Annotated in this window: 19 protein-coding genes; 9 read left to right on the top strand and 10 right to left on the bottom strand. The window is 72.0% G+C overall.

The window, feature by feature from the left end; translation table 11 throughout:
* Positions 1–59: 59 nt before the first annotated feature.
* Positions 60–1520, bottom strand: a complete 1461-nt coding sequence (locus MT346_RS08150; protein ID WP_243562359.1) for a polysaccharide biosynthesis tyrosine autokinase — start codon at positions 1518–1520, stop codon at positions 60–62.
* Positions 1521–1672: 152 nt separating this feature from the next.
* On the opposite strand from MT346_RS08150, the gene MT346_RS08145 reads away from it, so the two are divergent.
* From MT346_RS08145 to MT346_RS08135, 3 genes are all read left to right on the top strand, one after another.
* Complete coding sequence (locus MT346_RS08145; protein ID WP_243562357.1) at positions 1673–2395, top strand: CPBP family intramembrane glutamic endopeptidase; 723 nt, start codon at positions 1673–1675, stop codon at positions 2393–2395.
* A gap of 44 nt (positions 2396–2439) precedes the next feature.
* Positions 2440–3789 (top strand): PP2C family protein-serine/threonine phosphatase, encoded by a 1350-nt coding sequence (locus tag MT346_RS08140; protein WP_243562355.1) that lies wholly within the window; start codon positions 2440–2442, stop codon positions 3787–3789.
* 83 nt (positions 3790–3872) lie between these two features.
* Positions 3873–4760, top strand: a complete 888-nt coding sequence (locus tag MT346_RS08135) for an alpha/beta hydrolase family protein (protein WP_243562353.1) — start codon at positions 3873–3875, stop codon at positions 4758–4760.
* A 608-nt stretch (positions 4761–5368) separates the two neighbouring features.
* On the opposite strand, the gene MT346_RS08130 is transcribed toward MT346_RS08135, so the two are convergent.
* The 5 genes from MT346_RS08130 to MT346_RS08110 all read right to left on the bottom strand — a co-directional run bounded on the left by MT346_RS08130 (position 5369) and on the right by MT346_RS08110 (position 11802).
* Positions 5369–5689: a hypothetical protein gene (locus MT346_RS08130; RefSeq protein ID WP_243562352.1), complete on the bottom strand. Its 321-nt coding sequence runs from the start codon at positions 5687–5689 to the stop codon at positions 5369–5371.
* 219 nt (positions 5690–5908) lie between these two features.
* Entirely contained in the window at positions 5909–6472 is a 564-nt protein-coding gene (locus MT346_RS08125) for a low molecular weight phosphatase family protein (RefSeq protein ID WP_243562350.1), read from the bottom strand.
* Positions 6469–7758 carry an adenylosuccinate synthase gene (locus MT346_RS08120; RefSeq protein ID WP_243562348.1) on the bottom strand — a complete coding sequence of 430 codons (1290 nt, stop codon included), beginning with the start codon at positions 7756–7758 and terminating at the stop codon, positions 6469–6471. Before MT346_RS08120 ends, MT346_RS08125 begins: the two co-directional genes overlap by 4 nt.
* Before the next feature lie 115 nt (positions 7759–7873).
* The gene (locus MT346_RS08115) at positions 7874–8044 is read right to left on the bottom strand and encodes a hypothetical protein (protein WP_243562346.1); all 171 of its coding nucleotides are present in this window, start codon (positions 8042–8044) and stop codon (positions 7874–7876) included.
* Between the two features lie 131 nt (positions 8045–8175).
* Positions 8176–11802: a S8 family serine peptidase gene (locus MT346_RS08110; RefSeq protein WP_243562344.1), complete on the bottom strand. Its 3627-nt coding sequence runs from the start codon at positions 11800–11802 to the stop codon at positions 8176–8178.
* A 153-nt stretch (positions 11803–11955) separates the two neighbouring features.
* Between MT346_RS08110 and MT346_RS08105 the strand changes: the two genes are divergently transcribed.
* The 4 genes from MT346_RS08105 to MT346_RS08090 all read left to right on the top strand — a co-directional run bounded on the left by MT346_RS08105 (position 11956) and on the right by MT346_RS08090 (position 16772).
* On the top strand, positions 11956–12606 hold the full coding sequence (locus tag MT346_RS08105; protein ID WP_243562342.1) for a TetR/AcrR family transcriptional regulator: 651 nt from the start codon (positions 11956–11958) through the stop codon (positions 12604–12606).
* Positions 12603–13331, top strand: coding sequence for a hypothetical protein (locus MT346_RS08100; protein WP_243562341.1), 729 nt, complete (start codon positions 12603–12605; stop codon positions 13329–13331). The genes MT346_RS08105 and MT346_RS08100 overlap by 4 nt, the downstream gene beginning before the upstream one ends.
* On the top strand, positions 13328–15562 hold the full coding sequence (locus tag MT346_RS08095) for a YhgE/Pip domain-containing protein (RefSeq protein ID WP_243562339.1): 2235 nt from the start codon (positions 13328–13330) through the stop codon (positions 15560–15562). Before MT346_RS08100 ends, MT346_RS08095 begins: the two co-directional genes overlap by 4 nt.
* Positions 15563–15773: 211 nt before the next feature.
* On the top strand, positions 15774–16772 hold the full coding sequence (locus tag MT346_RS08090; protein ID WP_243562337.1) for a LacI family DNA-binding transcriptional regulator: 999 nt from the start codon (positions 15774–15776) through the stop codon (positions 16770–16772).
* A gap of 100 nt (positions 16773–16872) precedes the next feature.
* Here MT346_RS08090 and MT346_RS08085 read toward each other — a convergent pair whose 3' ends face one another.
* The 3 genes from MT346_RS08085 to MT346_RS08075 all read right to left on the bottom strand — a co-directional run bounded on the left by MT346_RS08085 (position 16873) and on the right by MT346_RS08075 (position 18657).
* Positions 16873–17562: a TrmH family RNA methyltransferase gene (locus MT346_RS08085; protein ID WP_243562336.1), complete on the bottom strand. Its 690-nt coding sequence runs from the start codon at positions 17560–17562 to the stop codon at positions 16873–16875.
* An 18-nt stretch (positions 17563–17580) separates the two neighbouring features.
* Entirely contained in the window at positions 17581–17865 is a 285-nt protein-coding gene (locus MT346_RS08080; protein ID WP_243562334.1) for a hypothetical protein, read from the bottom strand.
* A 117-nt stretch (positions 17866–17982) separates the two neighbouring features.
* Positions 17983–18657 carry a TetR/AcrR family transcriptional regulator C-terminal domain-containing protein gene (locus MT346_RS08075; RefSeq protein WP_243562332.1) on the bottom strand — a complete coding sequence of 225 codons (675 nt, stop codon included), beginning with the start codon at positions 18655–18657 and terminating at the stop codon, positions 17983–17985.
* Positions 18658–18749: 92 nt separating this feature from the next.
* On the opposite strand from MT346_RS08075, the gene MT346_RS08070 reads away from it, so the two are divergent.
* The gene (locus MT346_RS08070) at positions 18750–19547 is read left to right on the top strand and encodes an HAD-IIA family hydrolase (protein WP_243562331.1); all 798 of its coding nucleotides are present in this window, start codon (positions 18750–18752) and stop codon (positions 19545–19547) included.
* A 2-nt stretch (positions 19548–19549) separates the two neighbouring features.
* Complete coding sequence (locus MT346_RS08065) at positions 19550–20338, top strand: methyltransferase domain-containing protein (RefSeq protein ID WP_243562329.1); 789 nt, start codon at positions 19550–19552, stop codon at positions 20336–20338.
* A 158-nt stretch (positions 20339–20496) separates the two neighbouring features.
* Here MT346_RS08065 and MT346_RS08060 read toward each other — a convergent pair whose 3' ends face one another.
* Entirely contained in the window at positions 20497–21369 is an 873-nt protein-coding gene (locus tag MT346_RS08060) for a L,D-transpeptidase (protein WP_243562327.1), read from the bottom strand.
* Positions 21370–21494 lie beyond the last annotated feature (125 nt).

The following is a 21494-nucleotide window of genomic DNA, read 5'->3' as shown; positions in this document are numbered from 1 at the left end:
GGCAGTGACCGGCCGAGGCCTCGGGTCCCCCGGCGAGCATCCATGTCCCCCAGCTCCGATCAGCGTTCCGCGCGGCGCAGGGCGTTGAGCTTCCTGCCGATCCGCTTGGGCGGCCGGACCGCGTCGGCAGCGGCGGCGCCGTCTTCCTCGTCGTTGCCGTAGCCGTAGCCGTAGCCGTAGCCGTAGCGGCCGTAGCCGTAGGCGCCCGGACCCTTGACCGGCATCATCGTGATGACGAACCCGGCGATCGGTGCGCCGACGTTCTCGAGCGAGGCGACGGCGGCGGCGAGCTGGCCCTTGTGGGTCTTGCCCGAGGCAACCGCCAGGATCGCACCCGAGGCCTTCTTCGACAGGATCGCGGCGTCGGTGACGGGCAGCAGCGGCGGCGCGTCGAACAGGACGTAGTCGAACTGGCCCTCGAGCCGCTCGATCAGTTCCTGCATCGACCGCGAGCCCAGCAGCTCGGACGGGTTCGGCGGGATCGGGCCGGCGGGCAGCACGACCAGGTTGCCGCGACCCCAGGGGTGCGCGACGTCCTCGAGCTCGGCGCGACCGATCAGCACGTCGGTCAGACCGGCGCTGCCCTCGACGTCCATGTACTCGGCGACGCGGGGACGGCGCAGGTCGGCGTCGATCAGGATGACGCGGAAGCCGGCGCTGTCGAGCGCGATGGCCAGGTTGGCGACCGTGGTGCTCTTGCCCTCGGACTGCATCGACGAGGTCATCACGAAGGTGCGCGAACCGGTGCCCAGGTCCAGGAACTGCAGGTTGGTGCGGAGCGTGCGGAAGGACTCGGCACGTGGGCTGCGCGGGTCGACCTGCACGATGAGCGGACGCTCCGAGGCCTTGCTGTCGTAGGCGATGCCGCCGACCACCGGCTTCTCGCTGATCTTCTCGACGTCGAGCTCGGTGCGCACGCGGTTGTCGAGCGTCTCGCGCAGCACGGCGATGCCGACGCCGAGCGCCAGCCCGACCAGCAGCCCGAGGGCGACGTTGACGGGCACGTTGGGGCTGATCGGCTTGCTCGGCACGTCGGCCTGCTTGACGCGGGTGAGCTTGACCGTGCTCGAGCCGTTGGCGTCGGTGGCCTCGATGTCCTGCACGACGTTGGTCAGGCTCTGCGAGGTCGCGTTCGCGATGTTCGCTGCCTGCACCGGGTCCGTGTCGTTGACCGAGATCGAGATGAGCGTGGTGCTGGTCGGCGCGGTGGCGCTGACCATCGTCGCCAGCTGGTCGGCGTTCATGTCGAGCTTCAGCGTCGAGATGACGGGCAGCAGCACGATGGGCGTCGACACCAGGTTGGAGTACGTCAGCACGCGCTGCTGCGTGAAGGTGTTGCCCTGGGCCAGGTCACTGGCGCTGCCGGAGGTCTCCGTGGAGACGAACACCTGCGCAGATGCGGAGTAGACCGGCTTCTTGACGAGGGAGAACCCCGCCGCTGCTGCCACTCCGACGAGTGCGAGCACCAGGATGAGGACCCATCCCTTGCGCAGCACTGTGATGTAGTCGCGTAGCTCCACGCGCCTGCCTTCCCCGATCCGAACCGTTCCTGTGGTCCCGACACAGGCAGACCGGGATACTCCCAGCACACGGCATTCAAATAGTGCCACATGTCCGAGGGGTTCTCGGGAGTTCACCGCGCCAGGCGGCCTCGGTCCTCTACGGTTGCCGCATGAGCTCCGAGCCGGCCCGCCCCACCACCGAGCCCTCGACCACCCGCCAGCGCGAGCTGATCGTGCTGCTGGTCGCCCTCGGCGTCGCGGTCGTCCTGGCCCGGGTCGTCGGCGGGTTCACCCGGTCCGGTGGCATCCCGTCGCCGGTCCTGCAGGTGCTCGCCGCGGACCTGGCGGTGTGGGTGCCGCTGGTGGCCGGTGTCGCCTGGGTCCTGCGCCGCAGCGACCGCTCGACGTTCAGGTCACGCTTCCGTCTCGATCTCGGCGACGCGGTCTTCGCGCTCGGCATCGTCATCATCTGCCGCGTGGTCGACGTCGCGCTGTCGATCGCGTTCACGGGGACGACCGGCCTGACGCCCGCTCCGTCGCTCGGCGAACCGCAGGTCGGGCTGCTCGTGACCTCGGCGATCGGCATCGTGCTGGTCAGCCCGGTGCTCGAAGAGGTGTTCTTCCGCGGGGTGTTCCAGCGGCGGCTGGCTGCCGAGCTCACCCCGCGCACCCGGTTCCTGGCCGTCCTGCTGACCGCGTTCCTGTTCGCGCTGCTGCACCTGCTGCTCGGCGCGGCGACGACGACCAACGGTGGTGTGCAGGTCTTCGTCACGACCTTCCTGCTCGGCACCCTGACCGGCACCCTGGTCGCGATGACCGGCCGCATCGGCGGCGCGATCCTGGCGCACGTGCTGTTCAACGCCGTGGCCGTCGTCGCGACCTGGCCGCGCTGAGCATCACGGCGGTGGACGTCCCGTTCCACTAATCTGGTCTGAGCATGTCTCGCCCAACCAGCATCACCGACAGCGCCCTCGTCCGACAGGTCCCGATCAGCGTCCTGCTCGCCGTCGCTGTGCTGGTCAGCGCCCTGGTGCCGACGATGCAGGCCACGGACACCGGGACCTTCCTGACGAGCATCCTGGTGGCAGCGGTGGCCACCGTCGTCGCAGCCGTCGCCGCCGCGATGCCGCGCGTGGTCTGGCTGGTGCCGGTCGTCCTGGTGCTCGACTTCGCCGCGATGGCACTGCTGCGGACGGGAACGGGCGCGAACACCTCCGTCTTCACCTCGCTTGTCGTGCTGCCCGTGGTCTGGTGGGCGTCGCTGTCCGGCTGGCGCACGATCCTGTGGTCGGTGCTCGGTGTGGTCGCGGTGATCCTGGCCCCGTACGTGCTGCTGCCGTCGATGGTGCCGAGCATCAGCGAACTCGTCCGCCTGGGCATCACCGCGACGGTGTTCGGCACGGTCGCCGTGGTGGTGCACGAGCTCGCCCGACAGGCCCGGTCGAGCGTGCGGCGGGCCGAACGCCGCGAGAAGACCATGGCGGCCGAGATCGCCCGCGCCGCCGAGGTCCAGCGATCGCTGCTGCCCACGCGCACCGGTTCGGGCGTGATCCCCGAAGCCGCGCCCGACGACGACGCGATCCGGGTCCGCACCGCCGGTGACCTCGACGTGGCCGGCGCATGCCTGCCCGCACGGAGCGTCGGCGGCGACTTCTTCGACTGGTACGCCACCGAGCACGGCCTGGCGGTCACGCTCGGCGACGTGATGGGCAAGGGCGTCGGTGCCGGGCTGATCGCCGCTGCCGTCCGCACGACCCTGCGGAGCGCCCGCACGGTCGACGACCCCTCCGAGGCCCTGCGCCGCGCGTCCGACGGGCTGAGCGCCGAGGACGGCGGTGGCATCGTCGCGTTCACGACCCTGTTCCACGCCCGACTCGACGACGACGGCACCCTGCGCTGGGCGGACGCCGGCCACGGGCTGAGCTTCGTGCTGCGCGCCGACGACGGGGTCGAACGACTGCGGTCGGTGGACCTGCCGCTCGGCCTCGGGATCCGCGACGAGTGGGCGACGACCGCGGACCGGCTCGAGCCCGGCGACCTGCTCATCTCGTTCAGCGACGGGGTGCTCGACCTGTTCGGCGGACGCGACGACGCCGTCGATGCCGTCGCCGCGATCGCCCGTCGTCACGGTCACCGTGAGCCGGCGACGCTCGTCGCCGCGCTCTCCGACCTGGCGGACGAGGTCCCCCACGACGACGACGTCACGGTCGTGGTGCTCCGGCGACAGCCGGCGCACGCCGAGCTCCGGGCCGCACTCGGCCCGGCGGCGGCGACCACCACGACCTGAACGTCCCCACCGTCTGCGCTGGCGATCCGCCCAGACCCGGCCCCGGGCCTCCCGTCCGGTCCTGCGGCTCGTCAAGATGAGCTGTGCCCACCTCGCTGACCCGACGCGCCCTGCTCGCCGGCGCCGGTGCCGTCGCTCTCGGCGGCGCCACCGTCGCCGCGGTCGACCTGCGCGTCGTGCCGGGGCGTTCGACGATGTTCCGTGTCCTGGGCCTGGACGGCACGGACGGCACGGTGCCGGACGTCACGCCGACACCGACCACCTGGGGGTCGTTCGTCTCGCACGCGCGCCATGGCCGGACGGTGGGCTGGAGCATCACCGCGCCGCCGTCCGAGCACCCGCTGCCCGTGGTGGTGGCGCTGCACGGGTACGGCGACGACCACCGCGAGTTCACGAGCAGCTCGCTCGGCTTCGACCGGTTCCTGGCGCAGCACATCCACCGCGGCGGTGCACCGTTCGCCATCGCGGCCGTGGACGGCGGCAACCGGTACTGGCACCGGCGCGCGGACGGCGAGGACCCGGCCGGCATGGTGGTCGACGAGTTCCTGCCGCTGCTGCGCGACCAGGGGCTCGACGTCGACCGCCTGGGCTTCACGGGCTACTCGATGGGCGGGTACGGCGCGCTGTACCTGGCGGGAGCGCTCGGCTCCGGGCGGGTGCGGGTGGCGTCCGCGCTGAGTCCGGCGCTGTGGAGGTCCGCCGGCGACACGGCCCGGGGCGCGTTCGACGACGCGGCCGACTTCCAGCGGAACACGGTCCTGGGGCGACAGACGCGACTGCAGGGAGTGGCGGTGCGGGTGGACTGCGGGACGGGCGACGGCTTCGAGCCGGCCGTGCGCTCGTACGTGGCCGGGTTCGCGGCCGGGCACCGGCCGGCGGGTGGCTTCGAGCCGGGAGGCCACACCCACGGCTACTGGCGCCGTCTGGCTCCGGCGCACATCGCGTTCCTCGGCGCGCACCTGACGGCGTGAGCGGGTGCGGCCGGCGCGCGGCCGGCCGGGCTTGCGCTCGGCGCGAGGTTGCCGGGTCCGTGCGGGGCAACAAGCGCGCACCAGGCGCGGAGCGCCGCACCACCCCCCAACCGCGCACGGTGCGCGCTGGCGCCGCCCACCACACGACGGGAGGCCCGGCGCGCGACGCGAGCACGGCCTCCAGCCCGGAACGTGCGAGCTTCACCGCACCGTGCGGGGCTACAAGCGCGCACCAGGCGCGCAGCGCCGCACCACCCACCAACCGCGCACGGTGCGCGCTGGTGCCGCCCACCACACGACGGGAGGCCCGGCGCACGACGCGAGCACGGCCTCCAGCCCGGAACGTGCGAGCTTCATCGCCCCGTGCGGGGCAACAAGCGCGCACCAGGCGCGCAGCGCGGCACCACCCCTGCGCCGCAGCGCACGGTGCGCGCTGGTACCGCCCACCACACGACGGGAGGCCCGGCGCGCGACGCGAGCACGGCCTCCAGCCCGGAATGTGCGAGGTTCACGGCCCCGTGCGGGGCAACAAGCGCGCACCAGGCGCGGAGCGCCGCACCACCCCCGCGCCGCAGCGCGCGGGACGCGCGGGACGCGCGGGACGCGCTCTAGTCGACGGAGCGGATGACCGGCGGCAGCATGACGTGCAGGCGCTCCGCCAGGTTGGTCTGGGCGTCCTCGAGCGAACCGAAGTCCCCGACGACCATGCCGAACGTGTCCGAGGCGACGTAGCGGCCGCCGAGCTTGTCGACCGAACCACCGAAGTACCCGCCGTAGTTGGCGATCCACTCACCGTCGGACTCCTGCGTCCAGGTGAGCTTCGCGCGGGCCGCACGGGTGCTGGTGGTGGCCACGGCGTCGAGCACGGCGATGGTGTCCACCGTCTCGGTGTCGAGGGTGAGTTCGCGCTGGGTCGTGGTGGTGCTCATGGCCGTGCTCCTGTCGCGGTTCGGGGTACGTCGTGCGGTACCCCGAACTTAGGGCGTCGACCACGGTGCCCGCCATGCAGCCCCGTGGATTCACGGCTCCCGTTCACCGCCTGTTCGCGCCGGGCCCGCATTCCGCGGGGGAACGGCGTCCGGATCGGGGTACATGTCCCCCACCGGACTGCGCAGAACGACACTGTCAGCAGCGGCCGGCCGGCAGGCTCAGGCGACGGCGCGCAGTGCGTCCGCGATGATCGTCAGCGCCCGGTCGATCTCGTCGGCGACCCGCTCGTGCGTCGCCGTGGAACGACGGTAGGGGTCGTCGACGTCGTCGTCCGCGGGGTCGGCCGGCGGCGGCACCGTGCCACGCAGCCGGGCGACGCGTTCCACGAGTGACTGGGGCGTCGTGACGTCGGCCAGGTCGCCGGGCTCGAGCCCCTCGAGCACCCGCGCGAACTGCTTGATCGTGAACGTCCGCTTCGAGGCCCGCGGCGCGAGCTGCACCGCCGCGGCACGGTGCGAGCGCTCCGCCGTCAGCACCAGGTCGGCGCCGTCGACGATCGCCGGCGTCAGGTAGCGCGACGCGTGCGCCGACGGGTCGCCGCCGAGCCGCACGGACTGCTCGGCCGCGGCGCCGTCCATCGCTGCCCCGTCGTCGGCGATCGTGCCCGCCGACTCGACGACGAACGACGGTGCCGCCGCACCCAGGCGCGCACGCAGGACCTGGGCCCCGAGCGGCGACCGGCAGATGTTGCCGCTGCAGACGAACAGGATCCGCACGCTCACGACCCCAGCAGGTCGTGCCGGACGACGATCGCGTCGCGCCCGGGGCCGACACCGATCGCCGAGATCCGTGCGCCCGACATCGCCTCGACGGCCAGCACGTAGTCCTGGGCGTTCTGCGGCAGGTCCTCGAACGACCGGGCGCCCGTGATGTCCTCGGTCCAGCCGGGGAACTCCTGGTAGATCGGCTTGGCGTGGTGGAAGTCGGACTGGTTGACCGGCACCTCGTCGACCCGCTGCCCGTCGACCTCGTACGCAACACACACGGGGATGGTCTCGAGCCCGGTCAGCACGTCGAGCTTGGTGAGCACGAAGTCGGTCACGCCGTTGATGCGCGCCGTGTACCGGGCGATCGGGGCGTCGTACCAGCCGCAGCGCCGCGGACGCCCGGTCGTGGTGCCGAACTCGAACCCGTTGGCGCGCAGGAACTCGCCCGACGCGTCGAACAGCTCGGTCGGGAACGGACCGGCGCCGACACGCGTCGTGTACGCCTTGACGATGCCGATGATGCGCTCGAGCTTGCCCGGGCCGATGCCCGAGCCGGTGGCTGCCCCGCCCGCGGTGGCGGACGACGAGGTCACGAACGGGTAGGTGCCGTGGTCGACGTCGAGCATCGTGGCCTGGCCGGCCTCGAACAGGACGGTGTCGCCCCGCTCGAGCGCCTGGTGGATCTCGAGCGCGGTGTCGGCGACCATCGGGCGCAGGCGGTCCGCGAACGACAGCAGCGACTCCACGACCTCGTCCACGTCGATGGCGCGGCGGTTGAAGACCTTGACCAGCAGGTGGTTCTTCTGGTCGAGGGCGGCTTCGACCTTCTGCCGCAGGATGTTCTCGTCGAAGATGTCCTGGATGCGGATGCCGACGCGGTTGATCTTGTCGGCGTAGGTCGGACCGATGCCGCGGCCGGTGGTGCCGATCTGGCGCTTGCCCAGGAACCGCTCGGTCACCTTGTCGATGGTGCGGTGGTAGTGCGTGATGACGTGGGCGTTCGCCGACACGCGCAGCTTGGAGACGTCGACGCCGCGGGCCTTGAGCGCGTCGAGTTCTTGGAACAGCACCTCGATGTCGACGACGACGCCGTTGCCGATGACCGGGGTGACGCCCGGCGTGAGGATGCCGGAGGGCAGCAGGTGCAGCGCGTACTTCTCGCCCCCGACGACGACCGTGTGCCCGGCGTTGTTGCCGCCGTTGAACTTGACGACGTAGTCGATGCGGCTGCCGAGCAGGTCGGTGGCCTTCCCCTTGCCCTCGTCGCCCCACTGGGCGCCGATGATGACTGCTGCGGGCATCTGGTTCTCCTCACGTTGGCGGAGGACCGCACGCGACCGTTGGTCGGTGGTCCACCCGAGTCTATCGGACGGCCATCTGCTGGCCTCCCGTCCGTCAGATGGTGACGAGCGTCACTCAGCCGCGGAAGAAGTCCGCGTAGCTGGGGTCACCCACCAGCTGGCTGTGGCCCGGCTGCGCCAGACGTTCCTCGACCATGGCCTGGATCACGTCCGGCGGGGTCAGTCCGCGCCGACGCCACTCGATCGGGTTCGTGCGGAGCTGGGAGAGGTCGTTCTGCGGTCGCATGGGACCACCGTGGCAGCGTTTCACTAGTTTGTCTAACTACTTGTCCGCTCACCGCACACAGCGCCGCGCAGAAGGACAGAAGACGCCGGATCCCGAACGGGACCCGGCGTCTTCCGGAGCGTGCCGCGCGACTAGCGGCGGGTGACCTTCGCGGTCTTCGCGGAGGTGGCGGAGCCGGTCTGGTAGCCCTTCGCCGTTGCCGTGACCGTCACCTGGAAGCGGTGGCCGACGTCCGAGGAGCCGAGCTTGTACCCCTTGCCGTCGGCACCCTTGACCGCCTTGCCGTCACGGAGCCACTGGTACGAGTACGTCACACCGCGGGCGTTCCAGTCACCGTGCTGCGCGGTCAGCTTCTTGCCGACCAGCGGAGAGCCCGACACCGTGACCGCGCTGCCCGGACGGAGGGCCAGGACGGGCTGCGCGACCGAGGTCCCGAGCGTGTCCGCCTGGTCGCCGACCGCGTTGTGCAGGTGCAGCAGCAGGATGCGCGGCGTCGACGTGGTGTCGGCGGCGCGGGTCACCTGCAGCGATCCGGCGTCGGAGAACAGCACGCCGGCGGTGCCGCCCTGGGCGAAGGACAGCGACGGGGCGGACGGGTCGAACGTCGCCGTGCCCGTCTCGTCCACCACGGACGAGCCGTCCGTGGCGCGTGCCGGGGCGTACGCCGACTCGGTCAGCACCGAGTAGTCGAACGCTCCCGTGACACCGATCGCGTCCTGCGACACGGTCAGCACCTTCACCGCGCTGTCGAACGTGTTGACGTCCTGTCCGGGCGCCCCACCGTTCAGCGGCTGGGCGTCGAGCGTCTCACCGGTGGCCAGGTCGATCGTCGTCGCGAACGTGGCGTCCACCGCGGCCGACTTGGCGTCGTACACCAGGTAGTCCGGCGTGCCGTCACGGTCGGCGTCGATGAGCACCTCGACGTTGGTCACGGCGCCGGGGTCGGCGTCCGGACCGGCCGTCTGCACCCCGAACGCCAGCGTGCCGTCGGCCGCACTGGCTCCGAAGGCGAGGACGTCAGCGGCCTGCAGCGACTGCTTCGCCGAGCCGTCCGCGAACGACTCCTGCGGGTCCGTCCCACCGAGCACGAACGGTGCCACCAGGGCTCCGGTCACGCCGCGGCCCGTCAGGGTCACGTCGGCGCTCGTCGTGTCGGCAGCGAAGGTGACGTCCCCACCGTGCACCGCGCTGACCGCCTTGGGAGCGGCGTAGGTCGCCAGTCGCAGCGGGTTCAGCTTGCTGTCGGTCGGGGTGAAGGTCACCAGGCCGGTGGCCGCGGCGACGAACTCCCGCTCGTAGCCCTGCTGGACCGACTCCTGCGTGGGGTCGATCGTGCGGGTGAGCTTGGTCGGGTCGGCGATCGTCATCGTCAGCGTGACGGTGGCGGTGCCGTGCGGGACGACCGTGACGCGCTGCTTGTCGACCGTGAATGCGACGCCCGTCTGGGCGACCCGCGACTGGTACGCCACGTCGTACGTGTGCGGCCGGCCGTCGGTGTTCTCGATCTGCAGGGTGCGCTTCTCGGTGGTCGGCGAGGCGACCTCGACGACACCGAACGACGCCGTCACGAGCTGGTCGTTCTCGACGCTGCGCACCGTGGTGCCGGCGGTGACCGCCTGCAGCGCGTCGACCCGGCCGGTGCCCTGGCGCAGCAGCGTCGCGTTGCCGTCACCGTCGCGCACGTCGTGCGTGGCGGTGTTCATGAGCGTCGCCTTGACGTCCGGAGCGGACCACGTCGGGTGCGACTCGAACGTCAGCGCGGCGATGCCGGCCACGTCCGGGGTCGCCATCGAGGTGCCGCTCATCGACATGCGGCCGTCACCGGTGCCGTTGGCCGCCGAGATCACGTTGACCCCGGGACCGGCGATGTCCGGCTTGACGATGTCGTCGAACGAACCGTGCACGCCGCGGCTGGTGAACGACGCGAGCGTGTTCACGGCGTCGGCGTCGGTCGCGAGCTGGAAGCCCTTCAGCTCGTCGGCGAACCGCACGTGCAGGGTCCCGGCCTGGGCAGCGGACTGGAGGCTCGCAGCACTGTCACGGGTCAGCTCGGCACCCGGGATGGTGGCGTTGCCCGCGATGCCGGAGTCGAAGGTGTTGATCGTCCCGGCGAGCAGGACGCCGACACCGCCGGCTGCCTGCACGTTGGTGAAGCGCACGCCGGAGCCGCACTCCAGCTGCGCGTCGGTCCACTTGAGCCAGACCACCTTGCCCGCGATCGCCGCCGCGTCCTCGGCGCTGAACGCCGCGCACCCGTCGACGTTGCTGGTCGGGACGACGACGTCGCCCTCGACGGGCAGCGTGCCCTGGTAGTTCTGCGAGTACTGCGCGCGGTAGGTCTTCGCGACGTCCGCCGGAGCGGTCGCCTGGACGCCGTCGTACAGGCTCTGGCCGGTGGCGCTCGCGGCGACCGTCAGGGCACCCTCGGCGTTCCCCGGCGAGCCACCGATGTCGGTGAAGTCGTCGGCGTTGCCCGAGGCGATCACGGGCAGGACACCGCGGGCGGTGAGCGCGTCGATCTTCGCGTTGTCGGGATCGTCCGGTGCGCCGTAGTCCGAGCCGAGCGACAGGTTCAGGACGTTGATGTCCTTGCCCTCGGTCAGCGCCTGGCCGACCCAGTCGAGCGCAGCGCCCGTGACGTCGGTCGAGCCGCCGTTGTCGCCGAAGACCTTGAGCGCGTACAGGCCGGCCTCGGGCGCGGTGCCCGGGCCGATCCACATGTCCTGCACGGTCTGCGTCGTGAGCTTCTTGTAGTTGCCCTGGAAGGTCTTCTTGTCGGCGTCGAGCCCGTAGCCGGCGATGGTGCCCGACACGTGCGTGCCGTGGTCGCCGCCCTTGCCGTCGATGGGGTTGTCGTCCGGTGCCGGGGTCGGGTCGTAGTCGGGGCTCGACGGGTCGGCGTTGTACGTGGGGCCGGCGAAGTCGTAGCCGCCCAGGAACTTCTGCGGGTCGTACGAGCCCGCTGCCGGAGCGCCCGTGTTCGCCAGCGCTGCGGCGTAGGCGTCCGCGGTGCCCGGTCCACCGAAGTCGGCCTGCGTGTAGTCCAGGCCGGTGTCCAGCACGGCGACGTTGACGCCCTTGCCGGTGTGGCCGGTCTGCTGCCAGGCGTCGAGGGCCCGCGTGTAGACGTCGCTGGCCGCGTTCTTCGGGGTGACGCCGTCCGCGCCCGGCTTGACCAGGTCGGGGTCGACGCCGCTCGGGGCCGCGGTGGTGCTGTCGTTGACCGTCGGCTGGACGATCTTCTTCGGGGTAAGCGGGATGACGCTCGCGACGTCGGAGCGCTCCGCGACCTTGCGGAGTGCTGCGACGTCCGCCACGACGGCGACACCGGGGACGGTGTACTCGGTCGTGTACAGCTCGGTCGCGTCGCCGTCGGCCGACTGCACCGCGGCCGTGACCTGGTCGGTCGTCGACGTGATGGCCGACACCCGCTGCTTCGCGGCGCTCGACTGGGTCGTCGACTTCGTCAGGTCGCCGCCCTTGGCCTTCGCGTCCACGGCGAGGGCGCCTTCGCCCGTCGTCCGAACGAAGGCCGCGATCGTGCTCTGCGGCTTGGCGTCACGCAGGGGCTGCGCGAGCTTCAGGTCCGCCGACGACAGGCCGGTCGGTGCTGCGACGGCTGCTCCACCGACGGCGAGTCCGCCGCAGGCCAGGGCGCCGGCTGCCACCAGGGCGGTCGCGACGCGGGTGAAGCGGCGGGTGTTCGGGGTCCTCGGGTTCTCGGGTTCGTTCGGTGTTGCACGGGTCACTGGGGGCACTTGGAGCTCCGTCCGTGTTGCTGGGGAATTGCCCCGAAGCTATGTGCTTCCACTCAGGCGGGGGAGTCGGCACTTCGGGGGACGTCCCCTGAACAGGGGTACCCCGAACCTCTGATCTTGCACAGCAGTGTGCACGTTAGTACGATGGGGTGCGTGACCACTCCCGAGCCCTCGACCCGCGCCCCGCGGCGCGACGCGACCGAGAACCGCGCGGCGCTGATCGACGCCGCGAAGACCGTGCTGCAGCGGGATCCGGACGCCTCGCTCGAGTCCATCGCGACCGCCGCCGGGCTGTCCCGCCGTGCGGTCTACGGACACTTCCCGTCGCGCGACGACCTGGTCCGCGCCGTCGTCACGGCCGGCGCCGCCCGCGTGGCGGGAGCGATGCCGACACCGTCCGACCTGCGCGACCTGCCCCCGGCAGCGCGTATCGCGGCCATCGCCGTCACCCTGTGGTCCGAGGTGTCCCACGTCCGTTCGATGGCGCGCATCGCCGTCAGCAGCCCGTACAGCGAGTCCGTGGCGCAGGTGTTCGCGTCGCTGCGGGCCCAGGTGCGGGACGCCTGCGCGCTCGGGATCGCCGACGGCTCGATGCGCAACGACGTCTCCGCCGACTCGCTCGGCCGCCTGGTCGAGGATGCGTGCATCGCCGTCCTCGACGAGGCCACCCGGTCGGGCACCTCGGACCACGACGGCCGGCGCATGGTCGTCGTGTCGGCGCTCGGCATCGCGGGCATCGACTGGCGCACCGCACTGCTCAGCGAACCCGCCGAAACCACCACCCCCACGGAGGCCCACGCGTGACCACCATCGAGATCCAGGACGCCGGCATCGGGGACGAACCGGGCGCGGCACTCCCCCGCGTGTCCGCCGTGGCCGGTCCGTACCGCCCGGGCATCGTCGCCGTCGAGACCGAACAGGCCCCGGTGCTGGCGTCGCTCGTCGCCGGCGGGCGGATGCACGCCGAACACGGACGGGTGCTGCTCGACGGCCATGAGGACCCCGCGGTCATGCGTCGCACCGTGGCCCTCGTCGACACCCCGGGCGTCGCCGAACCCTTCCCCGTGATGACACTCCGGCGCATCGTGCGCGAAGAACTCGCGTTCGCCGGGCAGCGCCCCTCGCGCCAGCACGTCGACACCGTGCTCGACGAACTCGGCATGACCACGTACGCCGACACGGCCGTGCAGCGCGTCCCAACCGCCGTGCGGGTCCGGCTGCTCGTCGAACTCGCCCTGCTGCGGGACGGCGTGACCGCGCTCGTCATCACCGCGCCCGAGCGCCACGGCGGTGCGGTCGACAGCTGGTTCGCCGTCGTCCGTGACGTCGCCGCGCGCGGCATCACCGTGCTGCTGGTCACCTCGAAGGCCGCGGCCGAGACCGCCGAGCGGCTGCTGGCGACCATCCCGGTGCCGCACGACGACCTGCCCGCCGAGGGCAGCCCCGAAACCCCCGGTCCCGACGACGCGACCCTTCCCGACGGAGACGCCCCGCGCCTCCAGACCGCTCCTGTGGAGAACCGCTCGTGACCACCACCTCGCTCGTCCGCGCCGAACTCGCGCGCCTCACCGCCACCCCGCTCGCCCGGCTGGCGTTCCTCGCCCTGATGATCGTGCCGCTGCTGTACGGCGGCGCGTACCTGTGGGCCAACCGCGACCCGTACGCGGCGCTCGACAAGGTGCCCGCGGCGATCGTCAACCAGGACGCCGGCGCGACCCTCGACGGCAAGCGCGTGGACTACGGCACCGACGTCGCAGACCGTGCGATCGACGGTGCCGACTTCGCGTGGAAGGAGACCACCGCGGCGGACGCCCGCTCCGGGGTGCGCAACGGCACGTACGACTTCGTCGTGACGATCCCGCACGACTTCTCGGAGTCGCTGGTGTCCGCGCAGTCGGACGACCCGAAGCGCGCCGAACTCGTGATGACCACGGCCGACACCAACTCGTACCTGGCATCGACCATCGCCGAGCAGGCGGGCAAGACCATGCGCACCGCCGTCGCCGAGCAGGTCGGCAAGCAGGCCGCCAAGACCCTGCTGGTCGGGCTGGCCGACGTGCGCGACAGTCTGGGCGACGCGGTCGACGGTGCTGGGCAGCTGGCGTCCGGCGCAGCCTCGGCGTCGTCGGGAGCGGACCAGCTGGCGTCCGGCAACGCGGCCCTCGCCTCGGGCGCGGCGTCGCTGGCGTCGGGTACGGCGTCGCTGCCGGCGCAGACCACGAAGCTGAACAACGGGGCGCAGCAGGTCGCTTCCGGGGCGTCGTCGTTGTCGAGCGGGTTGCAGTCCGCGGCCGACCAGACGGCGGCGTTGCCGGCGCAGACGGCGCAGCTCAACGGTGGCGCGAAGCAACTGCAGAGCGGCCTGCACGACGCCCGCGACGAGACGGCGACCCTGCCAGCGCAGTCCCAGGAGCTCGCCACCGGGGCGGCCGCCGTGGCCACGGGGAACGCGGACCTGGCTGACGGAGCCGCGCCGCTCATCGCCGGTGTCCAGCAGCTCGCTGCAGAGTCGCCGACGCTGGTCTCGAGCCTGAAGCCGGTCGTCGAGACGTCGACCGTTCTGACACCGGCGCAGAAGACCCAGCTGCTCGCTTCACTCGACACCCTGCAGGCATCGAGTGCCCAGCTGGGCACGGGCGCGACACAGGTCTCGAACGGGCTCAGCTCGTTGCGGGGCGCCAGCGCGCAGGTCGCCGCCGGCGCATCGCAGCTCGCCACCAAGGCCCCGCAACTGACGTCCGGCATCCAGCAGCTGTCTGACGGCTCCGACCGGCTCGTCGCCGGGACCGACGAGCTCGCGGGCGCTGCACCGAAGCTGTCGAACGGGATCGCGTCGGCGGCCTCGGGGGCGTCCACGCTGTCGAGCGGTGCGTCGCAGGTCGCAGCCGGCACGTCCAAGCTGGCCGCTGCCGCACCGAAGCTGTCCGACGGGGCGGCGCAGTTGTCGACCGGAGCCACGACGGCGTCCTCGGGTGCCGACTCGCTGGCGTCCGGGCTGCACACGCTGAAGGACGGCTCCACGAAGCTCGCCGACCAGCTCGACCAGGGCCGCACGAAGATCCCCGCATCGACGGCATCGCAGCGCAACGACCAGGCGTCGGTGATCTCCGACCCGGTCAAGGTCGGCGACGACAACGTCGCGGCGGCGGACAACTACGGCGCCGGCCTGGCACCGTTCTTCATCTCGCTGGCAGCCTGGATCGGCATGTACGCGCTGTTCCTCATCCTCAAGCCGATCTCGAAGCGGGCGATCACCGCCGTGCGGAAGCCGCTGTCGATCGTCCTGGGCGGGTGGCTCACGCCCGTGGTGCTCGGGATCGTGCAGATGGTGGCGCTGTTCTTCATCGTGCGGTTCGCCCTCGACCTGGGTGTGCAGCTGCCCGTCGCGACGATCGGCGTGATGGTGCTGGCCTCGGCGACGTTCGCGGCGATCCTGATGGCGCTCAACGTGCTGCTCGGGTCGGTCGGACAGTTCCTCGGCCTGGTGCTCATGCTCGTGCAGCTCGTCACGGCGGGTGGCACCTTCCCCTGGCAGACGCTGCCCGGGCCGTTGGCAGCGCTGCACTTCGCCCTGCCGATGACGTACTCCGTCGATGCGCTCCGGCAGACGATGTACGGCGGGTCGATGGGCGCCGCGTGGTCGGACGCTGGCGTGCTGGCGTGCTGGATGCTCGGCGCGCTGCTGGTCAGCTTCGTGGTGGCCTCCCGTCAGGGCCGCGCCCGCACGCTGCGCGACCTGCGCCCGAGCCTGATCGGGTAGCGCGCGCGGCCGCGCTCCGCCGCGCTCCGCTCGCGATCCGCGGATCGCACCCCGTGGCGAACATCGCGCTCCGTTCCCGCGGGGCGCGATGTCTGCAACGGGGTGCGAAGCCGCGCGGCGCGAGCGTGCGCGCGGGACGCGACGCTCCCTCACGAAGACTCCAGCGAGGCACCGATAGCATCGAGGGACGAGCTGGAGGTCGATGCCGACGATGCCTGACGCGAAACCCGCGACGATCTACGACGTCGCTGCCCGCGCGGGGGTGTCGAAGTCGCTCGTGTCCCTCGTGCTGCAGCGCTCCCCCCGGGTGAGCGAGCAACGCCGGGCCGCAGTGCTGCAGGCCATCCAAGAGCTCGACTACCGCCCCTCGACCGCGGCCGTCTCGCTCGCCGGCACCCGCAGTCGCACGATCGGCGTGGTGCTCGACGACTTCCGCAACCAGTGGTTCGTCGACCTGCTGACGGGCCTGCGCGAGTCGCTGCAGGACCAGGGGCACCGGCTCGTCGTGGCCGACCGGTTCCTCAACACGGGGCTCGACGCCTCACCCGTCGAGGGCTTCCTGTCGATGCGCGTCGAGGGCATCGTCATCGCTGGCGAGCCCGACACCGACCTGGCGATCCCCGCGTCCATGCCGCTCGTCATCGCCGGCGGCCGCGTGTCGATCCCCCGCGCCGACACCGTCGCGAACGACGACCGTGCCGGAGGCCGCATGGCCGCCGACCACCTGCTGAGCCTGGGCCACCGCACGCTCGGCTTCGTCGGGGCGGGCTCGGCCGCGTCCCTGGAACGTCGCGCGGGGTTCGAGGCCGGCGTGGCGGACAGCGGGACCGACGCGACGGTCGTGACCACGATCCTCCCGGGCGAGCTGACGGAGGACGCGGGCCTGCACGCTGCACGCACCCTGTTCCAGGAGCACCCGGACGTCACCGCGCTGTTCGCAGCGAACGACGTGATGGCACTGGGCGCCATGTCCGCATTGACCGAGCGCGGGCTGCGCGTTCCCGAGGACGTCTCCGTCATCGGCTACGACGACACCCCGGTGGCAGCGACGCGCTACGTGGGCCTGACGAGCATCGACGACCGGTCGGTGGAGATCGGCCGTGGGGCGGGCGAGCGACTGCTCGCGCGGATCGCGGACCCGTCCGTGGTCGCGCAGGAGTACCTGGTCGAGCCGCGGCTGGTCGCGCGGCGCACGACCGCCACGCGCTGACGCGGCCTGGAGGCCCGGCTCGGCCCCGGTGCGTCAGCCCGGCTCACTCTCGGCTCGGCTCGGCTCGGCTCGGCTCGGCTCACGCTCGGGTCGGCTCGGCTCACGACGACGGAGGCGGGGGCGCTGCGTGCTGGACGATCCAGCTGTGCATCACGATCGCAGCGGCAGCCGAGGCGTTGATGCTGCGCGTCGACCCGTACTGCGCGATCTCCAGGTGCGCGTCCGCGCCGGCGACGGCTTCGTCGGTCAGGCCCGGCCCCTCTTGTCCGAACAGGAACACGCAGCGCTCGGGCAGCTCGGTCGACTCGAGCATCGTCGCACCCGGGGTGTTGTCGATCGCGATGACCGGACGGCCCTCGTCACGCATGGCCTGCAGGAACGCGTCGACGTCGGGGTGGTTCCGCACGTGCTGGTAGCGGTCGGTGACCATCGCTCCGCGGCGGTTCCAGCGCCGGCGCCCGATGATGTGCACGGTGCCGGCCAGGAACGCGTTGGCGCTGCGGACGATCGAACCGATGTTCAGGTCGTGCTGCCAGTTCTCGATCGCCACGTCGAACCCGTGCCGGCGGGTGTCGAGGTCGGCGACGATGGCCTCCATCGACCAGTACCGGTAGTGGTCCAGCACGTTGCGGGTGTCGCCGTGCTCGAGCAACTCGGTGTCGAGTCGGGCATCGTCGGGCCAGGGCCGGGGGTGCGGTCCGACGCCGTTCGTCGTGCGCTCGTGCGAGGGCTCGGGCAGCGACGGTTGTGCCGGCGGCGACGGCTGCGACGGCTGGGGCTGGTCGGTCACCGGTCCAGCGTAGGGCGCTCACGGTGACGCCCTCGGCCTGCCGCTGAGCAGGAAGCCGGCGAGCGCTCCGATCACCCCGACGACGAGCGGTGCCAGGACCATGCCCGCGCCGCTCACCACCGTGACCGAGCCGTGCCCCTCGATCGTCCGGAGCATCGTGCCGAGCCGCACGAGCGGATCGCCGCGGAACGCTGCGCTGAACGCCCACGCCACGAGCGCCAGGTCCACGACGACCCCGGCCACGAACCCGAGCACCCCGCCGGCGACCACGACCTCGGTCTGCCGCCCCGTTCGCTGCCGCATCGCTCCTCCTGACGTGTGATGTTCCACACTCTGCCAGACGGTCGGACAGAAGGTCAACCGAACGGTGTCATCGAGGTCAGGTCAGCGCCTCCGAGCACGACCACACCCACCGCCACGTCAGGAGGCCTGCGGCAGCCGTGCCTCGATGCCCGCCAGCAGGATGTCCAGCCCCAGCTCGAACCGGGTGTCGTACGAGTGCGTGCCGAGGATCTCCCCCACCAGCGCGTGCCGCTCGGGCCGCCCGGCCTCGGAGTCCCCACGGCCGACCAGCACGCCGGCGTGCCCGACCACGAAGTCGTACACGACGAAGAACGTGTACATCGCCTCGACGTCGTCGAGCCCGCCGTCGCGCAGTGCCCCGACGACCTTGGCGACCACCGCGTCGGACTCCGACGACACGAGCGGCGCGCGCTGGCTGTGTGACTCGAGCACGAGCGGGTGGGTGACCATCAGGTCGCGGAAGGTCCTCGCGAAGGTCCGGACGACGTCCTGCCAGTCGGTGGGCCACACGAAGGTGGCGGTGAACTCGTCGACGGTCTTGCGCACGAGCTCGGCGTGCAGGTCGTCCAGGCCGCCGATCGTCCGGTGCACGGTCATCGGTGCGACGCCGAGTCGCATGCCGAGCGCGCGGAAGGACAGGCGGTCGAGCCCGTCCTCGTTGGCGATCGTGGTCGCTGCCTCGATCACCTGCTCGCGCGAGAGCGAGTTGGGCCGTCCCCGGCGTCGGGGCGCGGCGCCAGTAGCGGCAACCGCCACGGCCGCATCGTCGGCGGTGTTCGGTTCGACGAGCACGGGGCCTCCTGCTTCCGGTACGTGTCCCGCAAAAACCCTACCGGTGCTCGGTGTTCCCGGGTGCCCCGAGGCGCGCCGACTAGTCTGACCGCATGGCATCCCGCGACGAGGTCGAGTGCTGGCTGACGGACATGGACGGCGTGCTCGTGCACGAGAACCAGGCCCTCCCCGGCGCTCCGGAACTCATCCAGCAGTGGCTCGACGAAGGTACCGAGTTCCTGGTCCTGACCAACAACTCGATCTTCACGCCGCGCGACCTGAGCGCCCGCTTGCGCTGGTCCGGCATCGACGTGCCCGAGGACCGCATCTGGACGAGCGCGCTGGCCACGGCCGACTTCTGCAAGTCGCAGATGCCCGGCGGATCGGCGTTCGTGATCGGCGAGGCCGGCATGACGACGGCCCTGCACGAGGCCGGCTTCATCATGACCGAGACGGCCCCCGACTACGTCGTCGTCGGCGAGACCCGCAACTACTCGTTCGAGGCGATCACCAAGGCCGTCCGCCTGATCCGCGACGGCGCCCGCTTCATCGTCACGAACCCGGACGCGACGGGTCCGAGCGCCGAGGGCGTCCTGCCCGCCACGGGGGCGATCGCCGCGATGATCGAGAAGGCCACGGGCAAGCAGCCCTACGTGGTCGGCAAGCCGAACCCGATGATGTTCCGCTCGGCGATGAACCGCATCGGGGCGCACTCCGAGAACACGGGCATGATCGGCGACCGGATGGACACCGACGTGCAGGCCGGCATCGAGGCCGGGCTGCACACCGTCCTGGTCATGACGGGCATCAGCGACCAGGCCGAGATCGACCGCTACCCGTTCCGTCCCAGCGAGGTCATCTCCGGCGTGCACGAGCTCGTGCGCACGGAACCCATCGAAGTGGAGATGTAGCCGTGCGCTGGGACCCGACGCGGTACGCCGCGTTCCAGGACGAGCGGTCGCGCCCGTTCCACGACCTGGTCGCCCAGATCGGACTGGAGGCCCCTGGTCGCGTCGTCGACCTGGGCTGCGGTCCCGGGGCGCTCACCGCCACCCTGGCCGAGCGATGGCCGTCGGCTCGCGTGGTCGGGATGGACTCCTCGAGCGAGATGTTGTCGGACGCTGCGGCCCTCGCCGCCACGCACCCGAACCTGTCGTTCGAGCTCCGTGCCATCGAGGACTGGTCTCCCACCGCGGAGGACGACGTCGTGGTCACCAATGCCGCGCTGCAGTGGGTCCCGTCACACACGTCGCTGCTGCCCGGGTGGCTCGCCGCGATGCGCCAGGGCTCGTGGTTCGCGATGCAGGTCCCGGGCAACTTCGACTCCCCGTCACATGCGCTGATGCGGTCGGTCGCCGCCGAGGGCCCGTGGGCGTCCGCGCTCGACGGGGTCCTGCGCGCCGACCCCGTGCTCGATGCTCCTGGCTACCTCGAGCTGTTCGAGGACAACGGCTTCGCGGCCACCGCGTGGGAGACCACGTACATGCAGCTGCTGCCCGGCGAGGACCCGGTCCTCACGTGGGTCCGCGGCACCGGACTCCGCCCGGCACTGGCTGCGCTCGACGCGGCCGAGCCGAGCGGCGAGCTGACCCGCGCGTTCGAGGCCGCGTACGCCGAACAGCTGCGCCGGGCGTACCCGCGAGGCCGACACGGCACGGTGTTCCCCTTCCGCCGCGTCTTCGCGGTCGCCCACAAGCGCTGACCCGCCTGGCCCACCGCCCCCGGCCGCCCACACCTGCGCACGCCGAGTCTCGCCCCACCGGACATCCTGCGGCGCCCGGACGGCGCGAACTGTCCGCGGAGCCGAGACTCGGCGGTCTGGGCGGCGGGCGTCGCCCAGACCGCCGCGACGACCCGCAGCTACTCGACCGTCACCAGGGTGCCGAGCGGCAGGGCGTTGATCGCTGCGACGGCATCGGCGTCGAGCCGGACGCACCCGTGCGAGATCGCCCCCGCGGTGGCGGCGTTCCAGTGCATGCCGATCAGCCCGCCGTCGTGCCCGCCGTACGGTTCGTCCGCGACACTCGAGTGCAGTGAGGTCAGCTGGATCGGGTGCTCGCCGGTGCCCTGGGACGCGTCGACGTAGCGCTGCTCCAGGTAGCCCGTCACGCCGGTCGGTGTCGGGGTGTCCGTGGTGCCGACCCCGGCCGAGAACGACTGCTGCACGGCGCCCGAGGCGGACACGATCGACACGTGCTGGTCCTTGGTCGAGATGACGACGCGGGACGTCGGGGTCGCGGCAGGCTCGAGCGCGGCGACCGGTACCCACGCCGAGGTCTGCGCGGCCGCCCCGGACGAGCCCGCGGCAGACGGCAGCTGCTGGCGCGCGGGTGTCAGGACGAGCTCCCATGCTCCCTGTCGGCGGAGCCCCACGACGGTGCTCGGCTGCTGCAGGAAGTCCGTCGCGGCGAACCGGGCGACGGGGGTGTGTCGGTCCGAGCCGAACAGTGGGGCGTCGGCGCGCAGGTGGAAGACGGTGTCGCTCGTGACCGTCTGCGCGAAGGGCATCAGCCCGGCGACGACGGCGGAGTACTGCGCCTCGGGCAGCGCGGCGAGGGCCTGCGCGCTGACGGACGGCACCGCGGGCGTAGCAGCCGTGGCGGATGCCGAGGCCGACGGGTGCGCGGCGGGCGACGGGCTCGTGCCCCCGAGCAGCGGGACGGCGAGCGCGCCGGCGGCGACGACGGCCGCAGCGGCGATGCCGACGGTGGTCCAGAGGGTGCGCTTCTGCAAGGGGGAACTGGCTTCCTGGGAGACGTGCGGTGCGGGGCGGAGGCGGGTCGAGCCTCCAGGCCGTCGACAGACCGACGACCCAACCGGTGCGGGGGGGGGGGGGGGGGGGGGGGGGGGGGGGGGGG

It is taken from the genome of Curtobacterium sp. VKM Ac-2922 (assembly GCF_022815645.1).
In the GTDB taxonomy this organism is placed as follows: domain Bacteria; phylum Actinomycetota; class Actinomycetes; order Actinomycetales; family Microbacteriaceae; genus Curtobacterium.
The sequence above is the reverse complement of the archived record's forward strand: the minus strand, read 5'-3'. Positions and strand labels throughout refer to the sequence as shown.

Bases quoted from the DNA above. Each gene is read 5' to 3' on its own strand.
- MT346_RS08115 (WP_243562346.1), bottom strand. From the start codon at position 8,044: ATGCGACCGCAGAACGACCTCTCCCAGCTCCGCACGAACCCGATCGAG.
- MT346_RS08140 (WP_243562355.1), top strand. From the start codon at position 2,440: ATGTCTCGCCCAACCAGCATCACCGACAGCGCCCTCGTCCGACAGGTC.
- MT346_RS08120 (WP_243562348.1), bottom strand. From the start codon at position 7,758: ATGCCCGCAGCAGTCATCATCGGCGCCCAGTGGGGCGACGAGGGCAAG.
- MT346_RS08145 (WP_243562357.1), top strand. From the start codon at position 1,673: ATGAGCTCCGAGCCGGCCCGCCCCACCACCGAGCCCTCGACCACCCGC.
- MT346_RS08090 (WP_243562337.1), top strand. From the start codon at position 15,774: ATGCCTGACGCGAAACCCGCGACGATCTACGACGTCGCTGCCCGCGCG.
- MT346_RS08070 (WP_243562331.1), top strand. From the start codon at position 18,750: ATGGCATCCCGCGACGAGGTCGAGTGCTGGCTGACGGACATGGACGGC.
- MT346_RS08130 (WP_243562352.1), bottom strand. From the start codon at position 5,689: ATGAGCACCACCACGACCCAGCGCGAACTCACCCTCGACACCGAGACG.
- MT346_RS08080 (WP_243562334.1), bottom strand. From the start codon at position 17,865: ATGCGGCAGCGAACGGGGCGGCAGACCGAGGTCGTGGTCGCCGGCGGG.